Annotated in this window: 16 protein-coding genes; 5 read left to right on the top strand and 11 right to left on the bottom strand. The window is 58.2% G+C overall.

The window, feature by feature from the left end; all coding sequences use genetic code 11:
• Positions 1-39: 39 nt before the first annotated feature.
• The 7 genes from ACOAP0_RS15850 to ACOAP0_RS15820 all read right to left on the bottom strand — a co-directional run bounded on the left by ACOAP0_RS15850 (position 40) and on the right by ACOAP0_RS15820 (position 8,169).
• Positions 40-1,125, bottom strand: a complete 1,086-nt coding sequence (locus ACOAP0_RS15850; RefSeq protein ID WP_087496796.1) for a branched-chain amino acid ABC transporter permease — start codon at positions 1,123-1,125, stop codon at positions 40-42.
• A 13-nt stretch (positions 1,126-1,138) separates the two neighbouring features.
• Positions 1,139-2,068 carry a branched-chain amino acid ABC transporter permease gene (locus tag ACOAP0_RS15845; protein ID WP_087496795.1) on the bottom strand — a complete coding sequence of 310 codons (930 nt, stop codon included), beginning with the start codon at positions 2,066-2,068 and terminating at the stop codon, positions 1,139-1,141.
• A gap of 224 nt (positions 2,069-2,292) precedes the next feature.
• Positions 2,293-3,588 (bottom strand): replication-associated recombination protein A, encoded by a 1,296-nt coding sequence (locus ACOAP0_RS15840; RefSeq protein ID WP_498377183.1) that lies wholly within the window; start codon positions 3,586-3,588, stop codon positions 2,293-2,295.
• A 24-nt stretch (positions 3,589-3,612) separates the two neighbouring features.
• Positions 3,613-4,422, bottom strand: coding sequence for a mechanosensitive ion channel family protein (locus ACOAP0_RS15835; protein ID WP_313869146.1), 810 nt, complete (start codon positions 4,420-4,422; stop codon positions 3,613-3,615).
• Between the two features lie 60 nt (positions 4,423-4,482).
• Positions 4,483-5,112: an outer membrane lipoprotein periplasmic chaperone LolA gene (lolA, locus tag ACOAP0_RS15830; RefSeq protein WP_498377182.1), complete on the bottom strand. Its 630-nt coding sequence runs from the start codon at positions 5,110-5,112 to the stop codon at positions 4,483-4,485.
• A 7-nt stretch (positions 5,113-5,119) separates the two neighbouring features.
• Complete coding sequence (locus ACOAP0_RS15825) at positions 5,120-7,456, bottom strand: DNA translocase FtsK (protein ID WP_498377181.1); 2,337 nt, start codon at positions 7,454-7,456, stop codon at positions 5,120-5,122.
• Between the two features lie 38 nt (positions 7,457-7,494).
• Positions 7,495-8,169 (bottom strand): Crp/Fnr family transcriptional regulator, encoded by a 675-nt coding sequence (locus tag ACOAP0_RS15820; RefSeq protein WP_498377180.1) that lies wholly within the window; start codon positions 8,167-8,169, stop codon positions 7,495-7,497.
• Between the two features lie 155 nt (positions 8,170-8,324).
• Between ACOAP0_RS15820 and trxB the strand changes: the two genes are divergently transcribed.
• The 3 genes from trxB (at position 8,325) to rpmG (ending at position 9,889) form a co-directional block, all read left to right on the top strand.
• On the top strand, positions 8,325-9,278 hold the full coding sequence (gene trxB / locus ACOAP0_RS15815) for a thioredoxin-disulfide reductase (RefSeq protein WP_498377179.1): 954 nt from the start codon (positions 8,325-8,327) through the stop codon (positions 9,276-9,278).
• 193 nt (positions 9,279-9,471) lie between these two features.
• A complete protein-coding gene (gene rpmB, locus ACOAP0_RS15810) occupies positions 9,472-9,705 on the top strand; it encodes a 50S ribosomal protein L28 (RefSeq protein ID WP_087496789.1) in 234 nt (77 codons plus the stop codon).
• A gap of 13 nt (positions 9,706-9,718) precedes the next feature.
• Positions 9,719-9,889: a 50S ribosomal protein L33 gene (rpmG, locus tag ACOAP0_RS15805; protein ID WP_087496788.1), complete on the top strand. Its 171-nt coding sequence runs from the start codon at positions 9,719-9,721 to the stop codon at positions 9,887-9,889.
• A gap of 243 nt (positions 9,890-10,132) precedes the next feature.
• On the opposite strand, the gene ACOAP0_RS15800 is transcribed toward rpmG, so the two are convergent.
• Positions 10,133-11,347 carry a DesA family fatty acid desaturase gene (locus ACOAP0_RS15800; RefSeq protein WP_481874629.1) on the bottom strand — a complete coding sequence of 405 codons (1,215 nt, stop codon included), beginning with the start codon at positions 11,345-11,347 and terminating at the stop codon, positions 10,133-10,135.
• A 149-nt stretch (positions 11,348-11,496) separates the two neighbouring features.
• Positions 11,497-12,768, bottom strand: a complete 1,272-nt coding sequence (locus ACOAP0_RS15795; protein WP_498377178.1) for an RsmB/NOP family class I SAM-dependent RNA methyltransferase — start codon at positions 12,766-12,768, stop codon at positions 11,497-11,499.
• A 16-nt stretch (positions 12,769-12,784) separates the two neighbouring features.
• On the opposite strand from ACOAP0_RS15795, the gene ACOAP0_RS15790 reads away from it, so the two are divergent.
• Positions 12,785-13,024 (top strand): DUF1653 domain-containing protein, encoded by a 240-nt coding sequence (locus ACOAP0_RS15790; protein ID WP_498377177.1) that lies wholly within the window; start codon positions 12,785-12,787, stop codon positions 13,022-13,024.
• 55 nt (positions 13,025-13,079) lie between these two features.
• On the opposite strand, the gene ACOAP0_RS15785 is transcribed toward ACOAP0_RS15790, so the two are convergent.
• Together ACOAP0_RS15785 and ACOAP0_RS15780 are read right to left on the bottom strand one after the other, a co-directional pair.
• Positions 13,080-14,201, bottom strand: a complete 1,122-nt coding sequence (locus tag ACOAP0_RS15785; protein WP_498377176.1) for an ATP-binding protein — start codon at positions 14,199-14,201, stop codon at positions 13,080-13,082.
• Between the two features lie 35 nt (positions 14,202-14,236).
• Positions 14,237-14,977, bottom strand: coding sequence for a response regulator (locus ACOAP0_RS15780; protein WP_087496783.1), 741 nt, complete (start codon positions 14,975-14,977; stop codon positions 14,237-14,239).
• A 223-nt stretch (positions 14,978-15,200) separates the two neighbouring features.
• Between ACOAP0_RS15780 and xopAW the strand changes: the two genes are divergently transcribed.
• The gene (gene xopAW / locus ACOAP0_RS15775) at positions 15,201-16,106 is read left to right on the top strand and encodes a XopAW family type III secretion system calcium-binding effector (protein ID WP_498377175.1); all 906 of its coding nucleotides are present in this window, start codon (positions 15,201-15,203) and stop codon (positions 16,104-16,106) included.
• Positions 16,107-16,130 lie beyond the last annotated feature (24 nt).

The raw sequence follows: 16,130 nt of genomic DNA, 5'->3' as shown, positions 1-16,130 counted from the left end.
GGTCCCCGCCACACGAATGCAGCGGGAAGCTCGCAAAGTTCAGCTCTTGGCGTTTTGCAGGGATTTGCCGTGCTCAGGCGAAGGCCACAGACCGCGGGGGCGCAGCAGCATCACGCTGATCATTGCCAATGCAATCAGCAACTGGCGGAGGATGGAGGCATCCAGGCGGCCATCGGTCATGGTTTGCAGAGGACCAGCGACATAGCGCAGCACTTCCGGCAAGGCCGCCAACAGGACGGCGCCCAGAATGACACCCGGCAGGTGACCGACACCTCCCAACACCACCATGGCCACAATCATCACGGACTCCATCAGGCTGAAGGACTCGGGAGAGATGAAGCCCTGGAAAGAGGCAAACATGGCACCGGACACGCCGCCGAAAGTAGCGCCCATACCGAAGGCCAACAACTTCATGTTGCGGGTGTTGATGCCCATCGCTTTGGCAGCAATTTCGTCTTCACGGATGGCCATCCAGGCACGTCCAACGCGGGACAACTCCAAGCGATGGCAAATGATCACGCTGACCACTACCAATGTCAGGAATAGGTAGTAGTACAAGGTCACCGACGCAATCTCAAAGTCGCCGATCATGAGCTTCTTGCCCAGGTTCAGGCCAAAGAAGTGCAGTGAATCAATCTGATTGATACCTTTGGGTCCGTTCGTGATGTTGACCGGGTGATCCAAGTTGTTCATGAACACACGGATGATTTCACCGAAGCCCAATGTCACGATGGCCAGGTAGTCACCGCGCAGACGCAGTGTAGGAGCACCCAGCAACACCCCGAAGATGCCCGCTAGCGCCGCACCCAAGGGAATGACCAACCACAAAGGCGTGTGCATGCCATCCGGAAACATGGCTGCGATGGCAGGGAAGGTTTCAATCAGGTGTGGCGAGGACATCAAGCCGTACATGTAGGCGCCGATGGCGAAAAACGCCACGTAGCCCAAGTCCAGCAGGCCGGCATAGCCGACAACGATATTCAAGCCGAGTGCCAGCAATACGAAAAGCAATGCCATGTCGGCAATGCGCACCCAGGCGTTGCCGAAGCCTTGCAGAACGAACGGCAGAATCAGCAAGCCGGCAGCAGCCAGCAGCATGGTGAAAAGACGTTTTTGGGGGTTCATGTGCGGGTTCTCCTCAAGCACGGTCCGCAACGCGCTCACCCAGCAAACCGGAAGGACGCAGAGTCAGCACAATGATCAACACGATAAAGGCAAAAATGTCGGAGTAGTGGCTGCCCAAAACGCCGCCGGTCAAGGCGCCGATATAGCCGGCACCGATGGCTTCGATCAAGCCAAGCAAAAGTGCACCAACCACAGCACCGGCCAAGTTGCCGATACCTCCGAACACCGCAGCCGTAAAGGCCTTCAAACCGGGCAGGAAGCCCATGGCGTGCTGGGCTGTGCCGTAGTTGGATGCGTACATCACACCTGCGATGGCCGCCAAGACGGCACCGATGATGAAGGTGGCAGAAATCACAACGTCGGGCTTCACACCCATCAGGGCGGCAACGCGTGGGTTCTCAGCGGTCGCACGCATGGCACGACCCAACTTGGTGTAATTCACCAACCACATCAGGACTGCGAGGGACGCCGCCGTCACACCCAGAATCATGACTTGGGTTGGAGTGATCACAGCGCCGGCGATATCAATCGGGTTACCGGGCAACAGAGTCGGGTAAGACTTGTAGTTGGGCTTCCAGATGATCATGGCCAAAGTCTGCAACAGAATGGACATACCGATAGCGGTAATCAGCGGAGCCAGTTTGGGGCTGTTGCGCAAAGGACGGTATGCGACCTTTTCGATCACGAAGTTCAACGCAGCGGCAACGACGCATGCGATCACCAAGGCGATCAAAAGAATGACAGGGCCCGGAGTGCCGGGCATGGACTCTTGCATCAATCCGATGATGGTCCAACTGGTGAGAGCCCCCACCATCACGACTTCGCCGTGGGCAAAGTTAATCAAATTGATGATGCCGTACACCATCGTGTAGCCCAGCGCGATGAGCGCATACATGCTACCCAACACCAGACCGTTGATGATCTGCTGTATCAAAATATCCATAGAAAACTCCGTTGTTCTTGTGTGCGAACGGCCATGGCCGTTAACACTGGTGGCGTCAGACCATCGAAAGCAATAAGCCTGCCACGTCAGGTTCACTGGCGGTGCAGGCCAAAAGCAGTGCCGCGATTCTAGCGATGTCAGGCTTGGGGGTCTCGGGGGTACAGGGTGGGTTTACCCTTGAGTCTTATGCCGATTCAGCAATTCGTCCCGCATTTCATGCACTATTAGTTTTTCTTCTGATTGCGATCTTTCAAATCCCGTAGCTTCTCAGCAATACGGATTTCCAGCCCCCGTTCCACGGGGCGGTAAAAGTCGGTGTCTGGCATGCCGTCCGGCAGATAGCGTTCACCCGCTGCAAAGCCGCCCTCCTCGTCATGGGCATAGCGATAACCCTTGCCGTAGTCCAGCTCCTTCATGAGCTTGGTGGGCGCGTTGCGCAGGTGCATGGGCACTGGGCGTGTACCGTCTTTTTTCACGAACGCTTTGGCCTCATTGAAGGCCTTGTAAACCGCGTTGCTCTTGGGCGCTACAGCCAGATAGACCACGCATTCGGCCAAGGCCAATTCACCTTCCGGGCTGCCCAAGCGCTCGTATACATCCGCCGCATCCAATGCCAAACGCAGGGCACGGGGATCCGCCAATCCTATGTCTTCAGCAGCCATTCGAATGAAGCGGCGGGCCATGTAGCGCGGATCTGCCCCTCCATCCAACATACGGGTGAACCAATAGAGTGACGCGTTCGGGTCGGAACCCCGTACGCTTTTATGCAGGGCGGAGATCGTGTCGTAGAACTGCTCCCCGCCCTTGTCATAGCGCCGCATGCGTTCGCCCAGCACCTTGAGCAGCCATGCATCCGTAATCTCTGGTGCTTGCTCCTGGCGGGCAGCAATGGCGAGCGTTTCCAGTGTGTTGAGAAGACGGCGTGCATCACCATCTGCATACGCAATCAATCGATCAATTGCTATGCTTTCGATAGCTGGTAGCGCATATTCCGTCTGCGCTTTCAGCACAATTTTCTTCAAGCTGTCAGCGTCCAGAGGCTGCAACACGTACACCGCTGCACGCGACAGCAAAGCAGAATTCACTTCAAACGACGGGTTCTCGGTGGTCGCACCGATGAAGGTAAATAAGCCACTCTCCACATGCGGCAGAAACGCGTCCTGCTGGCTCTTGTTGAACCGGTGCACCTCGTCCACGAAGATGATGGTGCGACGCTGCTCGAGGCCATCACGCGCATTCAGGGCCTGATCCACCGCCTCGCGGATTTCCTTGATTCCGCCCAACACCGCACTGATGGTGATGAATTGGGCGTCAAAGGCGTCGGCCATCAAGCGCGCGATCGTAGTCTTGCCCACGCCGGGCGGCCCCCACAGGATGCAGCTGTGCGGTTGGCCCGACTCGAACGCCAGACGCAAGGCCATGCCCTCCCCCAGCAGATGCTGCTGGCCGATGACTTCACCCAGCGTTTTGGGGCGCAGCAGTTCGGCCAGTGGCTGGTGTTTGGATGGGGGAGTTGCCACAGGGATGCGTCAGGCCTTCAGGCGTTACAAATTGCGATGTGCCACCGGCGTTTCAGGCACGGGGTAGCCGGCTGCACCGAAGGTCTGCACCACCGCTTTATGGGTGTCGAAATACACCTGCCAATAGTGGTCGGTGTGGGTGTAGGGGCGCACGCACAGCAATGGCCCTTCGGGTGTGAACTGAAGAATCTCAATGTCCGGCGCAGGCGAAGTAGCCACGTTCGGAATCGCAGTGACGGCCACACGCAATCGGGCAATAGCATCTTGCACATCTACGCTATTGGCGACCTTGGCCACGCAGTCCACACGGCGATGGGGCAAGGCGCTGAAGTTCTGGATAGAGCCAGAAAACACGGTGTTGTTGCCCACGATGGTGACGACGTTGTCCGGCGTGATCAGCGTGGTGCCGAACAGGCCCAGCTCTTTCACCGTACCGGTGATACCGCCTGCGGTCACAAAATCGCCCACCTTGTAGGGGCGCAGCACCTGCATAAACACACCCGCTGCAAAGTGGGTGAGCAAACCGCCCCAGGCGGTGCCGATGGCCAGACCTGCACCAGCCAGCAAAGCGGCGAACGACGTAGTCTTGACGCCGAAGATATCCAGAATGGCGAGGATCAACACAATGTTGAGCAACACCGAGATGATGGAGGTCAGGTAGTTGGACAGGGTCAGGTCCACCTTGCCGCCCCGCTGCAACCCCGCCCCGAGCAGCCGCAGAGCCATACTGATCAGCCAGCGGCCGATGATCCAGGCAGCCAAAGCACCCAACAATTTCAGGCCGAAATCAGCCCCCTGGGTCGTCAAAAAATTCCAGATGACTTCTGTATTCATACGCAATCTCCCTCAGATGGAGGCCAAGCCAACATTTTCTGGCTGGCCCCGATATACCGTCTATTGACGGACAACATCCGCCCCAGCGGGCGGCTTGAACTGGAATAGTTCAGGGTCCGTAACGGGGTTGCTCTGGAATCCGTTGAACGTCAGCACTGATTTCTGGCCGAAAGTGTCAACTATTTCAAGTATTTCGAGTTTTCCTTGCCGGAATCCGACCCGCACACTTTGCAGCTGGCTGTCTTTGGCCTTGGGTGCGCCCTGCACCCATTGCAGACCCTCTTTGTCAGGAGAATCAGCGAGATTGAAATCCGCCTGCAGAGCCTTGATGTCTGCCGACGATGCAATCAGTGCTGCTGGCGTGGAGCCCAGGGCTTGGGCTTGTTTGCGCGCAGTGACCTGGTTCAGATCCACGTCATAGAGCCACAGCGTCTGCCCATCTGCAACGATGGTTTGCTCAAAAGGCTTCTTGTAGGTGAACTTGAAACGCCCGGGGCGCAAAAACTCGAAGGTGCCGCTGGAGACTTTGCTTCGGGCGACCTGCCCTTCCTTGGCAGGCGCTGTAACGACTTGACTGAACTCCGCTTTCCCCGACTTGACGCCCTTGATAAAGGATTCCAAGTCATTCAAACCGGTAGCGCCCGCAGATAGTGCGCAAGTAGCTATAAAAAAAGTAGCAAATCGCTTCATGCAAACCTTATTCGTTGCGGCTCGGAACCAGAATATCTCGCTGCCCACTGCCGCTCATGGCACTGACCAGCCCGGCCTTCTCCATGTCCTCAACCAAACGGGCGGCGCGGTTGTAGCCGATCTTCAGGTGGCGCTGCACCAATGAGATGCTGGCCTTGCGGTTCTTGAGCACCACCTCAACCGCCTGGTCGTACATAGGGTCTTTTTCGCCACCGCCGTCCTCGCCGCCAACGCCATCCTCGCCGTCGACCGTACCACCTTCCAGCACGCCCTCGATGTAATCCGGCTCACCCTGGCTTTTGAGATAGCTCACCACGCGGTGCACCTCGTCGTCGCTCACAAATGCGCCGTGTACCCGCACCGGAAAACCGGTGCCGCTGGCCATGTACAGCATGTCACCCATGCCAAGCAAGGCTTCAGCCCCCATTTGGTCGAGAATCGTGCGGCTGTCGATCTTGGACCCCACCGAGAAGGCAATGCGGGTCGGAATGTTGGCCTTGATGAGACCCGTAATCACGTCTACGCTGGGACGCTGGGTGGCGAGGATCAAGTGGATACCCGCCGCACGTGCCTTCTGGGCCAGCCGCGCGATCAGCTCTTCAATCTTCTTGCCCACCACCATCATCAAGTCCGCCAGCTCATCGATGATGACCACGATGTGCGGCAGGCGCTGCAGGGGCTCTGGGCTTTCAGGGGTTAGGCTGAAGGGGTTGTAAATGAACTCGCCTTTGGCTTTGGCCTCGTCGATCTTGGTATTGAAGCCGGCCAGGTTACGCACGCCCATTTTGCTCATGAGCTTGTAGCGTTTTTCCATCTCGGCCACGCACCAATTGAGGCCATGCGCCGCCTGCTTCATATCAGTGACCACGGGTGCCAACAAGTGTGGAATTCCTTCGTACACGGACATTTCCAGCATCTTGGGGTCAATCATCAGCAGGCGCACATCGCGCGCCTCCGCCTTGTACAACAAGGACAGAATCATGGCGTTGATACCCACCGACTTGCCGGAGCCGGTAGTACCCGCCACCAGCACGTGCGGCATCTTGGCCAGATCGGCCACGATGGGGTTACCGATGATGTCTTTGCCCAGACCCATGGTGAGCATAGATTTGGCTTCGTTGTAGACCTGCGATCCCAGAATTTCAGAGAGACGAATGCTCTGCCGCTTGGCGTTTGGCAACTCCAGCGCCATGTAGTTCTTGCCGGGGATGGTCTCCACCACACGGATGGACACGAGGCTCAGGCTCCGCGCCAAGTCTTTGGCCAGGCCCACAATCTGAGAGCCCTTCACGCCCGTGGCGGGTTCGATCTCGTAACGGGTAATAACCGGGCCGGGTTGGGCCAGCACCACACGCACTTCCACGCCGAAGTCCTTGAGCTTTTTCTCGATCATACGGCTGGTCATTTCCAGCGTTTCAGGGGACACCGTTTCCTGCCGTACTTGCGGATCATCCAGCAGAGCCACTTGCGGCAACTTGCTGTCCGGCATTTCGCTGAACAGGGGTTTCTGCCGCTCTTTGGCGACCCGCACGCTGGGCGGCAGCTCTACCAAAACGGGCTCAATCACCACCGGTGCCGGTGGCGGGTGAACGATCAGTTCTTCACCACGCTCTTCGAGGAAAACCTCTTCCCGTTCCCGAACCGCCAGCTGCCCGAGCTCGCGGTCCTGTGCTTCTTCTTTTTTCTCACGCCGGGATTCGACCAAAGAATACAAAAAGCTGCCGATGCGTTCAGCCACACGCGGCCACGAGAAATTAAACACCCAAGACACACCGACCAAGCCCAAAACAATGGCAATCAGGCCGGAGCCGGCAAAACCCATCCAGCGGACACTCCACGGGCCCAACAACTGCCCCATGGCACCACCGCTGGCCCCAGGCAACATCAGTTCCAGGCGATAGAGGCGCGCCCACTCCAAGGAGGTACTGGCATACATGAGCAAAAACAAGCCACCCCAGAACATCCAGCGCCGCTGACGATGATTGACCACAGAAGCAGCCTCCACGTCTTCGTCTCCGCGAAGCCGGTCTGCCAACAAAGATAACCAGACACGACCTGCAGCAGCCACACACCACCACACCGAAAATCCGAACAGGAAATAGCTCAAATCCGACCACAGCGCACCCAAACGACCTACATGGTTATGTGTGGGCGCACCGGAGCCGGATGTCGACCAGGCGGCATCCTGCACGGAGTGGCTCAACAGTGCGATCAGCCACAAAGCCAGCAAAACAAAGCCGACCACCAATGCAATTTCGTTCGCAAATCGGCTCAGGCCCGGGGCGGCAGGTTCTGGCGCCTTCTTGCGGGTCGGTGAATGAAGAGTGTGGAGTGAATAGGTCATGTCATGGTGCGCAACAGCTTAGCGTTGCGCAAACGGAATCAACGTGGCTTGGAGCGTCGCTCCCACACCCGTATACCGCCATCGTTGTTGGTTTTGATGAAGCCCTGGTCTTCGAAGTCCTTCATCACACGACTCACCATTTCACGTGAGGCGCCGACCATCTTGGACAAGTCCGAACGGGACACTTTTTCACGGATCAGCATTTCACCTTTGTCGATGGGCTCCGCCATGTCCAACAACACGTTGGCCACGCGTCCATAAACACCCATCAACGCAAGCGACACAATTTTCTGGTCCGCTGTGCGCAGTCGTTGCACCAAACCGCGCATCACAGCACCGGCAATGGCCGCATTGTTGCTGACACAGCGGGTGAAATCATCTCGCCCCAGCACCAGCACATCCATCTGGGTTTCGGCCTGAACCGTGGCCGAGTGGGCTTCGTTATCAATCAGGCTCATCTCACCGATGTAGTCACCGGCCTTCAGCGTTGCCAGAATGACTTCTTTGCCCTTGCTGTCGGTCATCACCACATGCGACCGGCCAGACAGTATCAGAAACAGCGCGTTGGAGTTATGCCCTTGCCGGACGACGTCCTCCCCTTTTTTGATTTTGCGTTTGGTGACATTTGCCGCCAGATCGTCAATCTGCTCCTGAGTCAAATTGGCGAAAAGGGGCACCCGTCGAATCAAATCCTGGTTGCTCAACATTGCCATTGATTGGGGTTCCTGCTTGCTAATGTGCTGCTTCTTACAATCAAGGGTCCGGCTGCTAGCAGCCTTGCAGATCCCGCAACAGCATCCATATGGAAAGCTGTCCCACCGAACTGTACACGGCTCGGTTCACGATTTTCGTAGAAGAAGGTTACATCATGTCTAACACCAAACACGCCAAGGTAATGATCCTGGGCTCCGGTCCTGCCGGATACACCGCCGCCGTCTACGCGGCGCGTGCCAATTTGAATCCGGTCTTGGTCACCGGCATTGCCCAAGGCGGCCAACTCATGACCACCACGGAGGTGGACAACTGGCCGGCCGATGTGAATGGTGTGCAAGGCCCCGAATTGATGCAGCGCTTTCAGGAGCACGCTGAGCGTTTCAAAACCGAGATCATTTTTGATCACATCAATGCAGTAGACCTCACCAAGCGCCCTTTCACCTTGAAAGGCGACACAGACTCTTACACCTGTGATTCGCTAATCATCGCCACCGGTGCCTCTGCCAAGTACCTCGGCCTGCCTTCCGAATCCGCATTCATGGGCCGCGGGGTTTCCGGCTGTGCCACCTGCGACGGTTTTTTCTACCGCAATGAAGTGTGCTGCGTAGTGGGTGGTGGCAATACTGCGGTGGAAGAGGCACTCTACCTTTCCAACATCGCCAGCAAGGTGTACCTGGTACACCGCCGCGACAAATTCAAGGCCGAACCTATCTTGGTGGACAAGCTGATGGACAAAGTTGCGGCAGGCAAGATCGAGCTGAAAACCTTCAAGACCCTGGAAGAAGTATTGGGCGACGCGTCCGGCGTTACCGGCATCCGCCTCAAGAGCGTGCATGACGGATCCACTGAAGACGTGACGCTCAAAGGTTGCTTCATTGCCATCGGCCATGCACCGAACACAGAGATTTTCCAAGGGCAACTGGAGCTGGAAAATGGCTACATCGTGACCCAGGGCGGCCTCAAGGGGTTTGCGACTCAGACCAGCATTCCGGGCGTCTTTGCTGCCGGCGATGTGCAGGATCACGTTTACCGCCAGGCGATCACCAGTGCGGGAACCGGCTGTATGGCCGCGCTGGACGCTCAGCGCTATCTTGAGCAGCAGGAATAGGGAAATTGGCGCGGTCCTGCAGGACCCGCTATAATTTGAGGCTTTGCTGAATTCGCCCCGTGAGGGGCCGCCCTCTCATCGAGGGGTTTGGCAAGTTCCGCTGAGTATTCAGCGGGGGGTTACCGCCACCCTTTCTCTTGGCGAGGTGAGGCCGGCGCACTTTTGCACCGGCCGTATCAATCGGAGTGTCCACATGGCACGCGTATGTGAAGTAACGGGCAAAGGCCCCATGGTCGGAAACAATGTTTCCCACGCCAACAACAAAACCAAGCGCCGGTTCCTGCCGAACCTGCAATACCGCCGTTTCTGGGTGGAGTCTGAAAACCGCTGGGTTCGCCTGCGTATTTCTAACGCCGGCCTGCGTCTGATCGACAAAAACGGTATCGATTCTGTGCTCGCCGATCTGCGCGCACGTGGTCAAGCTTAAGGAGTAAAGCACCATGGCAACCAAAGGCGGACGCGAAAAAATCAAGCTGGAATCCACAGCTGGTACCGGTCACTTCTACACGACCGACAAGAACAAGAAGACCATGCCCGAGAAGATGTTGATCAAGAAATTTGATCCCGTTGCTCGCAAGCACGTCGACTACAAGGAAATCAAGCTGAAGTAATTCACGCTTGCCTTGATGAAAAGCCCGCCTTGAGCGGGCTTTTTTACGTTTGATGCTCGCAAGACTACCTCGCCCGAGAGGAGGTGATGGGTATGCCGGTTTTGCGTAGATCAAGGAGGAGCCCGCAGGGCGGGGGACACGGAGCAAAGCCGGTGTACCCATCACCGCTGTGAAACAAAGTCAAGAATACGGAAGCACAAAAAAGCCCGCACTAGGCGGGCTTCAGATCAGTTAGGTGAACTCTTAGACGCGTGCAGCGCGCAGCTTCATGGAAAAGTCACGCAAAGCGGCAATGCCACTTTCTTCCGCACGGTGGCACCAGCCTTGCAGGTCCTTGGTCAACTGTTCGCGGGACACGCTGGTGTTGAGCCACATCTGGCGCAGCTCTTCACGCATGGTGACCATCTTATCGAGCACTGGAGAAGCGGCGCGGGCTTGGGCCAACTGAGGGGCAGCAGCCGCAGGCACCTTTTCCACATCACGGTGCATCCAGCGCTTGGCGGCTTGGATCATGGCGGCATCCGCACTGCGTGCCTTCATGGCTTCCAACTCGTCACGAGCGGCCTGGCGAACGCCCTTGGCGTAGGTCGCCATGATTTCGTAGCGGTTTGCAATGAGCGCTTCCAGAGTCTTCTCGTCAGCCACAGGGCGGACGTCGCCGTAGGCAGCTTTGGGAGGCGTCTTTTTGACCTTGGCAAGACCCAAGGCACTCATGATGGAGATGTACATCCAGCCGATGTCGAACTCGTAAGGCTTCACCGACAACTTGGCGGATGTGGGATAGGTGTGGTGGTTGTTGTGCAACTCTTCGCCGGCAATGATGATGCCCCAAGGGGAAATATTGGTCGAAGCATCAGGTGCTTCGAAGTTGCGGTAACCCCAGTAGTGAGCCGCACCGTTGATGATGCCGGCCGCAGTGATGGGCGTCCACGCCATTTGCACCGCCCAGACGGCCAGGCCTGCAGCGCCGAACATGAACAGATCAATGATCATCATCAATCCCACGCCCTGCCAAGAGTAGCGGGTGTACAAGTTGCGCTCGATCCAGTCATCCGGGGTACCGTGGCCGAAACGGGCCATGGTTTCCTTGTTTTTGGACTCGGCACGGTACAGCTCAGCACCCTGGAACAACACGGTCTTGATGCCGTGGACGTGAGGGCTGTGTGGATCTTCCGCCTGCTCGCACTTGGCGTGGTGCTTGCGGTGGATGGCAGCCCACTCTTTGGTGACCTGACCGGTGGTCAGCCACAGCCAGAAACGGAAAAAATGAGAGGCAATGGGGTGCAGGTCCAGCGAGCGGTGCGCTTGGTGGCGGTGCAAAAACACGGTCACGCTGATCATGGTCACGTGGGTCAATGCCAGGGTAAACAGCACCATCTGCCACCAGGCGATATTCCAGGCACCGTGGGCCAGCCAATCAATTGCTGCGTTCAGCACAGCCCAGTCAGGTAAGAACATAGTTCGCTCAATCTCTCAACGAGGTTTGGTTATGTATGACAAGGGGACGACGCACGCCCCCTTGTGAAGCCGCTATTTTAGATGCAGCAGTCAGTTTTAGCCAGATAAATCAACGTGAAGTTAAAAAACATTAACTTTCGTCAAAAGATTCACTTCTTTTGCCAAACCGCTGCGAAAAATCCGTCGGTTTGATGCAAATGTGGCCACAAACGCAGGTACAACTGTCCGTCATCGCCCCCGCTGCACAGGCTTGGTGCATTTTCAACCTTGAGGTTGGAAAGGACATCCCCAGCCGGTAGATGTACAAATTCCGGGTTGGCCGCAGAAAACGCATCCGCAATCGCCTCGTTCTCTTGTGGCAAGACGCTACAAGTCGCGTAGACCAATCGCCCGCCGGACTTCACCATACGCGCAGCGCTTTGCAAGATGGCAGCTTGCTTCACCGCCATTTCTTCCACGCCCGCCATGGTCTGGCGCCATTTGAGGTCCGGATTGCGGCGCAAAGTTCCCAGTCCGGTGCAAGGCGCATCTACCAACACGCGATCCAGCTTGCCGGAGAGGCGCTTCACGCGGTCGTCGCGCTCATGGGCAATCGCTGCAGGATGTACGTTGGACAAGCCGCTGCGGGCCATACGGGGCTTGAGCGCGTCCAAGCGATGCGCGGATGTGTCGAAGGCGTACAGGCGTCCGGTGCTCCGCATGGCGGCGCCCAGCGCCAATGTCTTGCCACCGGCGCCTGCGCAGAAGTCCACCACCATTTCACCTCGCTTGGCGTCGACCAGCATGGCCAAGAGCTGGGAGCCTTCGTCCTGCACTTCAAAGTCACCACGCAGGAAGGCTTCGTTCTTGTTCAGGGCCGGCTTGCCGGCAATGCGCAGCCCCAAGGGAGAGAACGGCGTGGGCACAGCCTTGATGCCGGCTTGCTGCAGTTCTTTTTGTACATCTGCACGCTTGGCCTTGAGGGCGTTCACGCGCAAATCCAAGCCAGCGCCCAGATTCAGGTTTTCGACCAGAGGCCAAAAACCATCCCCCAGCTGATCTTTCAGGGGCTGCACCAGCCACTCCGGCAGGTTGTGGCGATGGCGCTCCATCAGGTCGTCAGGCTTGACGGCTTCGCACTGGTCCAGCCAGCGCTTTTCCTGGTCCGTCAATGCGCTACGCAGGAAATCGCCGGGGCCATAAAAGCCCAGAATGGCCAGACGGCGCTCTTTGGGGCCGCTCCCGGAAGGAGCAAGGTGGTCAAACAGCAGTTTTTTCCGGAGGACGGTGTACACCGTTTCAGCCAATGTGGCACGCTCACGCGGTCCCAAGCCGCGGTTGTCACGGAAGAAACGGGAGACGATAGCGTCTGCAGGGTGGTCGAATTTGAGGGTGAGCCGGACCAGTTCGGTACAGGCTTCAAGCAGGGCTTTTGGATGCATAACCTAGTATTGTCCCATGTTCGATGAAAAACTACCCCCTCTCGTGATCACCCCGCCCGGCCGCTATCGCCATTACAAGGGCATGGAATACCAAGTGCTGGACACGGTGCGCCACAGCGAAACCTGTGAACCCATGACGCTGTATCGCGCTCTGTATGGCGAACAAGGCCTCTGGGTCAGACCCGCAGCGATGTTTCTGGAAACGGTGGTGATTGAGGGGGTAGCGCAGCCCCGTTTCACCAGGATTGATGGCTGAATAACCTCTAGCGCCCGCGGGATATGCGCAAGCAGCTCCTGATTTGATAGCGTCTTCAGATGACTGGTAAGGCCAACTCGGCCTCCAAGCCACCATGCGGGAGGTTTCGCAGTAGCAGGCTACCACCGTGCTGCCGGGCAATGTCATGGGCTGCGGCCAGGCCCAAGCCAACCCCGCCGGTATGCCTATTGCGCGAGCTTTCCACCCGGTAGAAAGGCTGCAAGACCTTGGTGAGTTCGCCTTCGGGAATGCCGGGGCCCCGGTCCCGCACCAGCACCCGCAGAGTTTTGTCTGCTAGTTCCAATTGCACCTTGGCCCCACCGCCGTAGCGCACGGCGTTGTCCAGCAGGTTATTGAGGCATCGCCGCAGTGCGCTGGCCTGGGTGCGCACGGGGGGAAACCCCTGCAAAGTAGTGGCCTCCACGGACACGTCGTGACCACAGTCCTGCTGGTCATGCGCGAGGCTGCTGACCAGAGAAGCCACGTCCATGGGCATCCAGGGTTCAGCATCCGCTGCCCCGCGCAGATAATCCAAGGTCGCGCGGATCATCGCGTCCATCTCGGTAATGTCTTTGGCAAAGCGTTGACGTTCCGCCTCGTCTTTCAATGACTCTGCCCTCAGCGCCAAGCGGGTGAGCGGCGTGCGCAGATCGTGCGAAACCGCAGCTACGAACTGGTCGCGCTGCTCGAGCTGCGCTCGGATGTGCTGCTGCATCTGGTTGAACACCTGCGTGGCCTCACGGCACTCCAGGGTGCCTGTCTCAGGCAAGGGCGCTCGGTGGATGTTATGACCCAACTCACGGGCAGCACCGGCAAGCCGGCGCACCGGGTCGGAGAGCCAGCGCGCCCCCACCCAAGCCGCCAAAAGCAAGGCCCCCAAACGCACCCCGATATCCAGCAGGAGTCCTGCAGGCGGCGGGCCACCGTGGGGCCCCGGGCCGGGATGAGGAGGAGGCTCCGGCAGTGCTTGACCCTGCAATCCCGTGCCAGCATCCGCAATAGGTGTGACAAATGCCATCTGCTCACCGGGTGCGCCACGCGGAGGAAAACCCGGCTTGAAGTCGGGCCGCATTTCAAACAGCAGGGTCAATGCCAGCACATGGCTACTGAGCACCGCCACAGCCAATAGCAATGCGAGACGTCCGAACAAGGTGTCCGGCACGCAACGCGCGGCCATCACTTTCCATCGTGCCAGCCATGCCGTCGAGGCCCTCATACCCGCCAAGCCATCCGCCCTTGCACCGATTGCACATTGAACATGTAGCCCGCTCCGCGCACGGTTTTGATCATGGAAGGCTCGTCGGGGTCATCCGCCAGCTTCTGCCTCAGGCGGGACACCAGCAAGTCGATGCTGCGTTCAAACGCGTCCATGGCCCGGCCGCGTGCCTGCTCCATCAGCTGGTCACGACTGAACAAACGGCGTGGTGTCTGCAAAAAGGTATTCAGGAGCCTGAACTCGGCGTTTGACAAGGCCACCACCAAGCCGGTTGGCGACACCAGCGTACGTTCCTCGCGGTGCAGCTCCCAGCCGTCAAAGCAGACCACATCACTGCGTGCCACATTCGGGGCGACCTCTTTGGCGCCTTGCGAGCGGCGCAGCACGGTGTGGATACGGGCGACCAGCTCACGCGGCTCAAAGGGTTTGCCCATGTAGTCGTCCGCCCCGTTTTCCAGCCCCATGATGCGGTCAAACGTGGTGGTCCGGGCGGTGAGCATGATCACCGGGATCTGGGAGCGTTCACGGATTTCGCGGGACAAGGTGAGCCCGTCCGTACCGGGCAGCATCACATCCAGCACCACCAGATTCACCGCATGGCGGGCCAACTGGGCACGCATGCTGTCTGCGTCGCAAGCCGTGTGCACCTCGAAGTTGAATCGGCTGAGGTATTCGCCCAACAGCTCGGTGATTTCGGCGTCGTCGTCAACGATGAGGATGGATATCTTGGTATGCATGGACAGTCCCTTCGGCCCGCTCAGTGTAGAAAACCACCCGCCTCGCAAAGCCCTGAATTGGCAGGTGTGCGGCCCGCTTCTCAACGCTTGAAACCGCCTTTTGTATCAAGCCCGGTACAAAGCCGACAAACCGGCGATACCTCCGCTTTCAAGAATCAAACTGTCGCTCGGCTCCATCGGTTCCGGGTGGCACTTCACCCACCTACCGAGAAAGGAAATGACCATGAGCACCATCAGCGGGGTCAGCGGTTCCAGCAATGCCTGGGCGGCAGTCAGTGCACAACGGGCCCAGCACCAGGCGAAGATGTTCGCCAAGGTCGACACCGACAGCAGTGGCAGCGTCGACCAGACCGAACTCAGCAGCATGTTGAGCGATATCGCCAGCAAAACAGGCACCAGCCTGGGCGACAGCAAAGAACTGTTCACGAAAATGGACAGCAACTCCGACGGCAGCCTCTCCAGCGATGAGCTGGACAAGGGCATGAAAGACCTGATGCCGCCTCCGCCCTCGACCATGGACTTCGCCCAGTCCCGCGGCATGGGTGGCAGCAATGGCAGCCAGGACGACTTGTTCGCCAAGGTCGATACCGATGGCGACGGTTTCGTCAGCAAGGACGAGCTGCAAGTGTTGACCGACAAAATCAAGGCCGATACCGGCCAGGATGTCAGCCAGGACTTCAGCCAGCTCGACACCGACGGCAGTGGCTCCTTGTCGCAAACCGAGTTCGATGCCGGCCGGCCCCAGCCACCTGAGGGTTCCCAAGGCAGCAGTGGCACACAAGGTGCGCATGGCCCCGGTGGACCGGGCGGACCGCCCCCCGGTGGCGGGCATGGCGGTGCCGAGAAAACAGAGTCCAGCAGCAGTGCGACCTACGACCCCTTGGACACCAACCAGGACGGCACGGTGTCAGAGATTGAGCGCTTGGTGGGAGAAATCAAGAACGCGGTGGCTTCGCTGTCGGGAAGTGACAGCGATTCCGGGACAGACAGCACGTCGTCTGCATCTGCGACTGACACGGATGACAGCAAAACCAGCGCTGTGATTGCCAACCTTGCCAAGCAGATCTATGCCCAAGTCGCGCAGGGTCTGGGCGGAAGCACAAGCAGCCTGCTCAGCGCTTCAGCATAAAAAGTGCTGCTAGCGCAAACGGAA

It is taken from the genome of Curvibacter sp. Hmag1.1, assembly GCF_059769165.1.
This window is presented reverse-complemented; position numbering and strand designations above follow the sequence as displayed.

Coding starts and splice junctions, on each gene's coding strand:
- ACOAP0_RS15835 (WP_313869146.1), bottom strand. CDS start 4,422: ATGAATACAGAAGTCATCTGGAATTTTTTGACGACCCAGGGGGCTGAT.
- ACOAP0_RS15850 (WP_087496796.1), bottom strand. CDS start 1,125: ATGAACCCCCAAAAACGTCTTTTCACCATGCTGCTGGCTGCTGCCGGC.
- trxB (WP_498377179.1), top strand. CDS start 8,325: ATGTCTAACACCAAACACGCCAAGGTAATGATCCTGGGCTCCGGTCCT.
- ACOAP0_RS15790 (WP_498377177.1), top strand. CDS start 12,785: ATGTTCGATGAAAAACTACCCCCTCTCGTGATCACCCCGCCCGGCCGC.
- lolA (WP_498377182.1), bottom strand. CDS start 5,112: ATGAAGCGATTTGCTACTTTTTTTATAGCTACTTGCGCACTATCTGCG.
- ACOAP0_RS15800 (WP_481874629.1), bottom strand. CDS start 11,347: ATGTTCTTACCTGACTGGGCTGTGCTGAACGCAGCAATTGATTGGCTG.
- ACOAP0_RS15825 (WP_498377181.1), bottom strand. CDS start 7,456: ATGACCTATTCACTCCACACTCTTCATTCACCGACCCGCAAGAAGGCG.
- xopAW (WP_498377175.1), top strand. CDS start 15,201: ATGAGCACCATCAGCGGGGTCAGCGGTTCCAGCAATGCCTGGGCGGCA.
- ACOAP0_RS15820 (WP_498377180.1), bottom strand. CDS start 8,169: ATGGCAATGTTGAGCAACCAGGATTTGATTCGACGGGTGCCCCTTTTC.
- rpmG (WP_087496788.1), top strand. CDS start 9,719: ATGGCAACCAAAGGCGGACGCGAAAAAATCAAGCTGGAATCCACAGCT.
- ACOAP0_RS15845 (WP_087496795.1), bottom strand. CDS start 2,068: ATGGATATTTTGATACAGCAGATCATCAACGGTCTGGTGTTGGGTAGC.
- ACOAP0_RS15785 (WP_498377176.1), bottom strand. CDS start 14,201: ATGGCCGCGCGTTGCGTGCCGGACACCTTGTTCGGACGTCTCGCATTG.
- ACOAP0_RS15795 (WP_498377178.1), bottom strand. CDS start 12,768: ATGCATCCAAAAGCCCTGCTTGAAGCCTGTACCGAACTGGTCCGGCTC.
- ACOAP0_RS15780 (WP_087496783.1), bottom strand. CDS start 14,977: ATGCATACCAAGATATCCATCCTCATCGTTGACGACGACGCCGAAATC.
- rpmB (WP_087496789.1), top strand. CDS start 9,472: ATGGCACGCGTATGTGAAGTAACGGGCAAAGGCCCCATGGTCGGAAAC.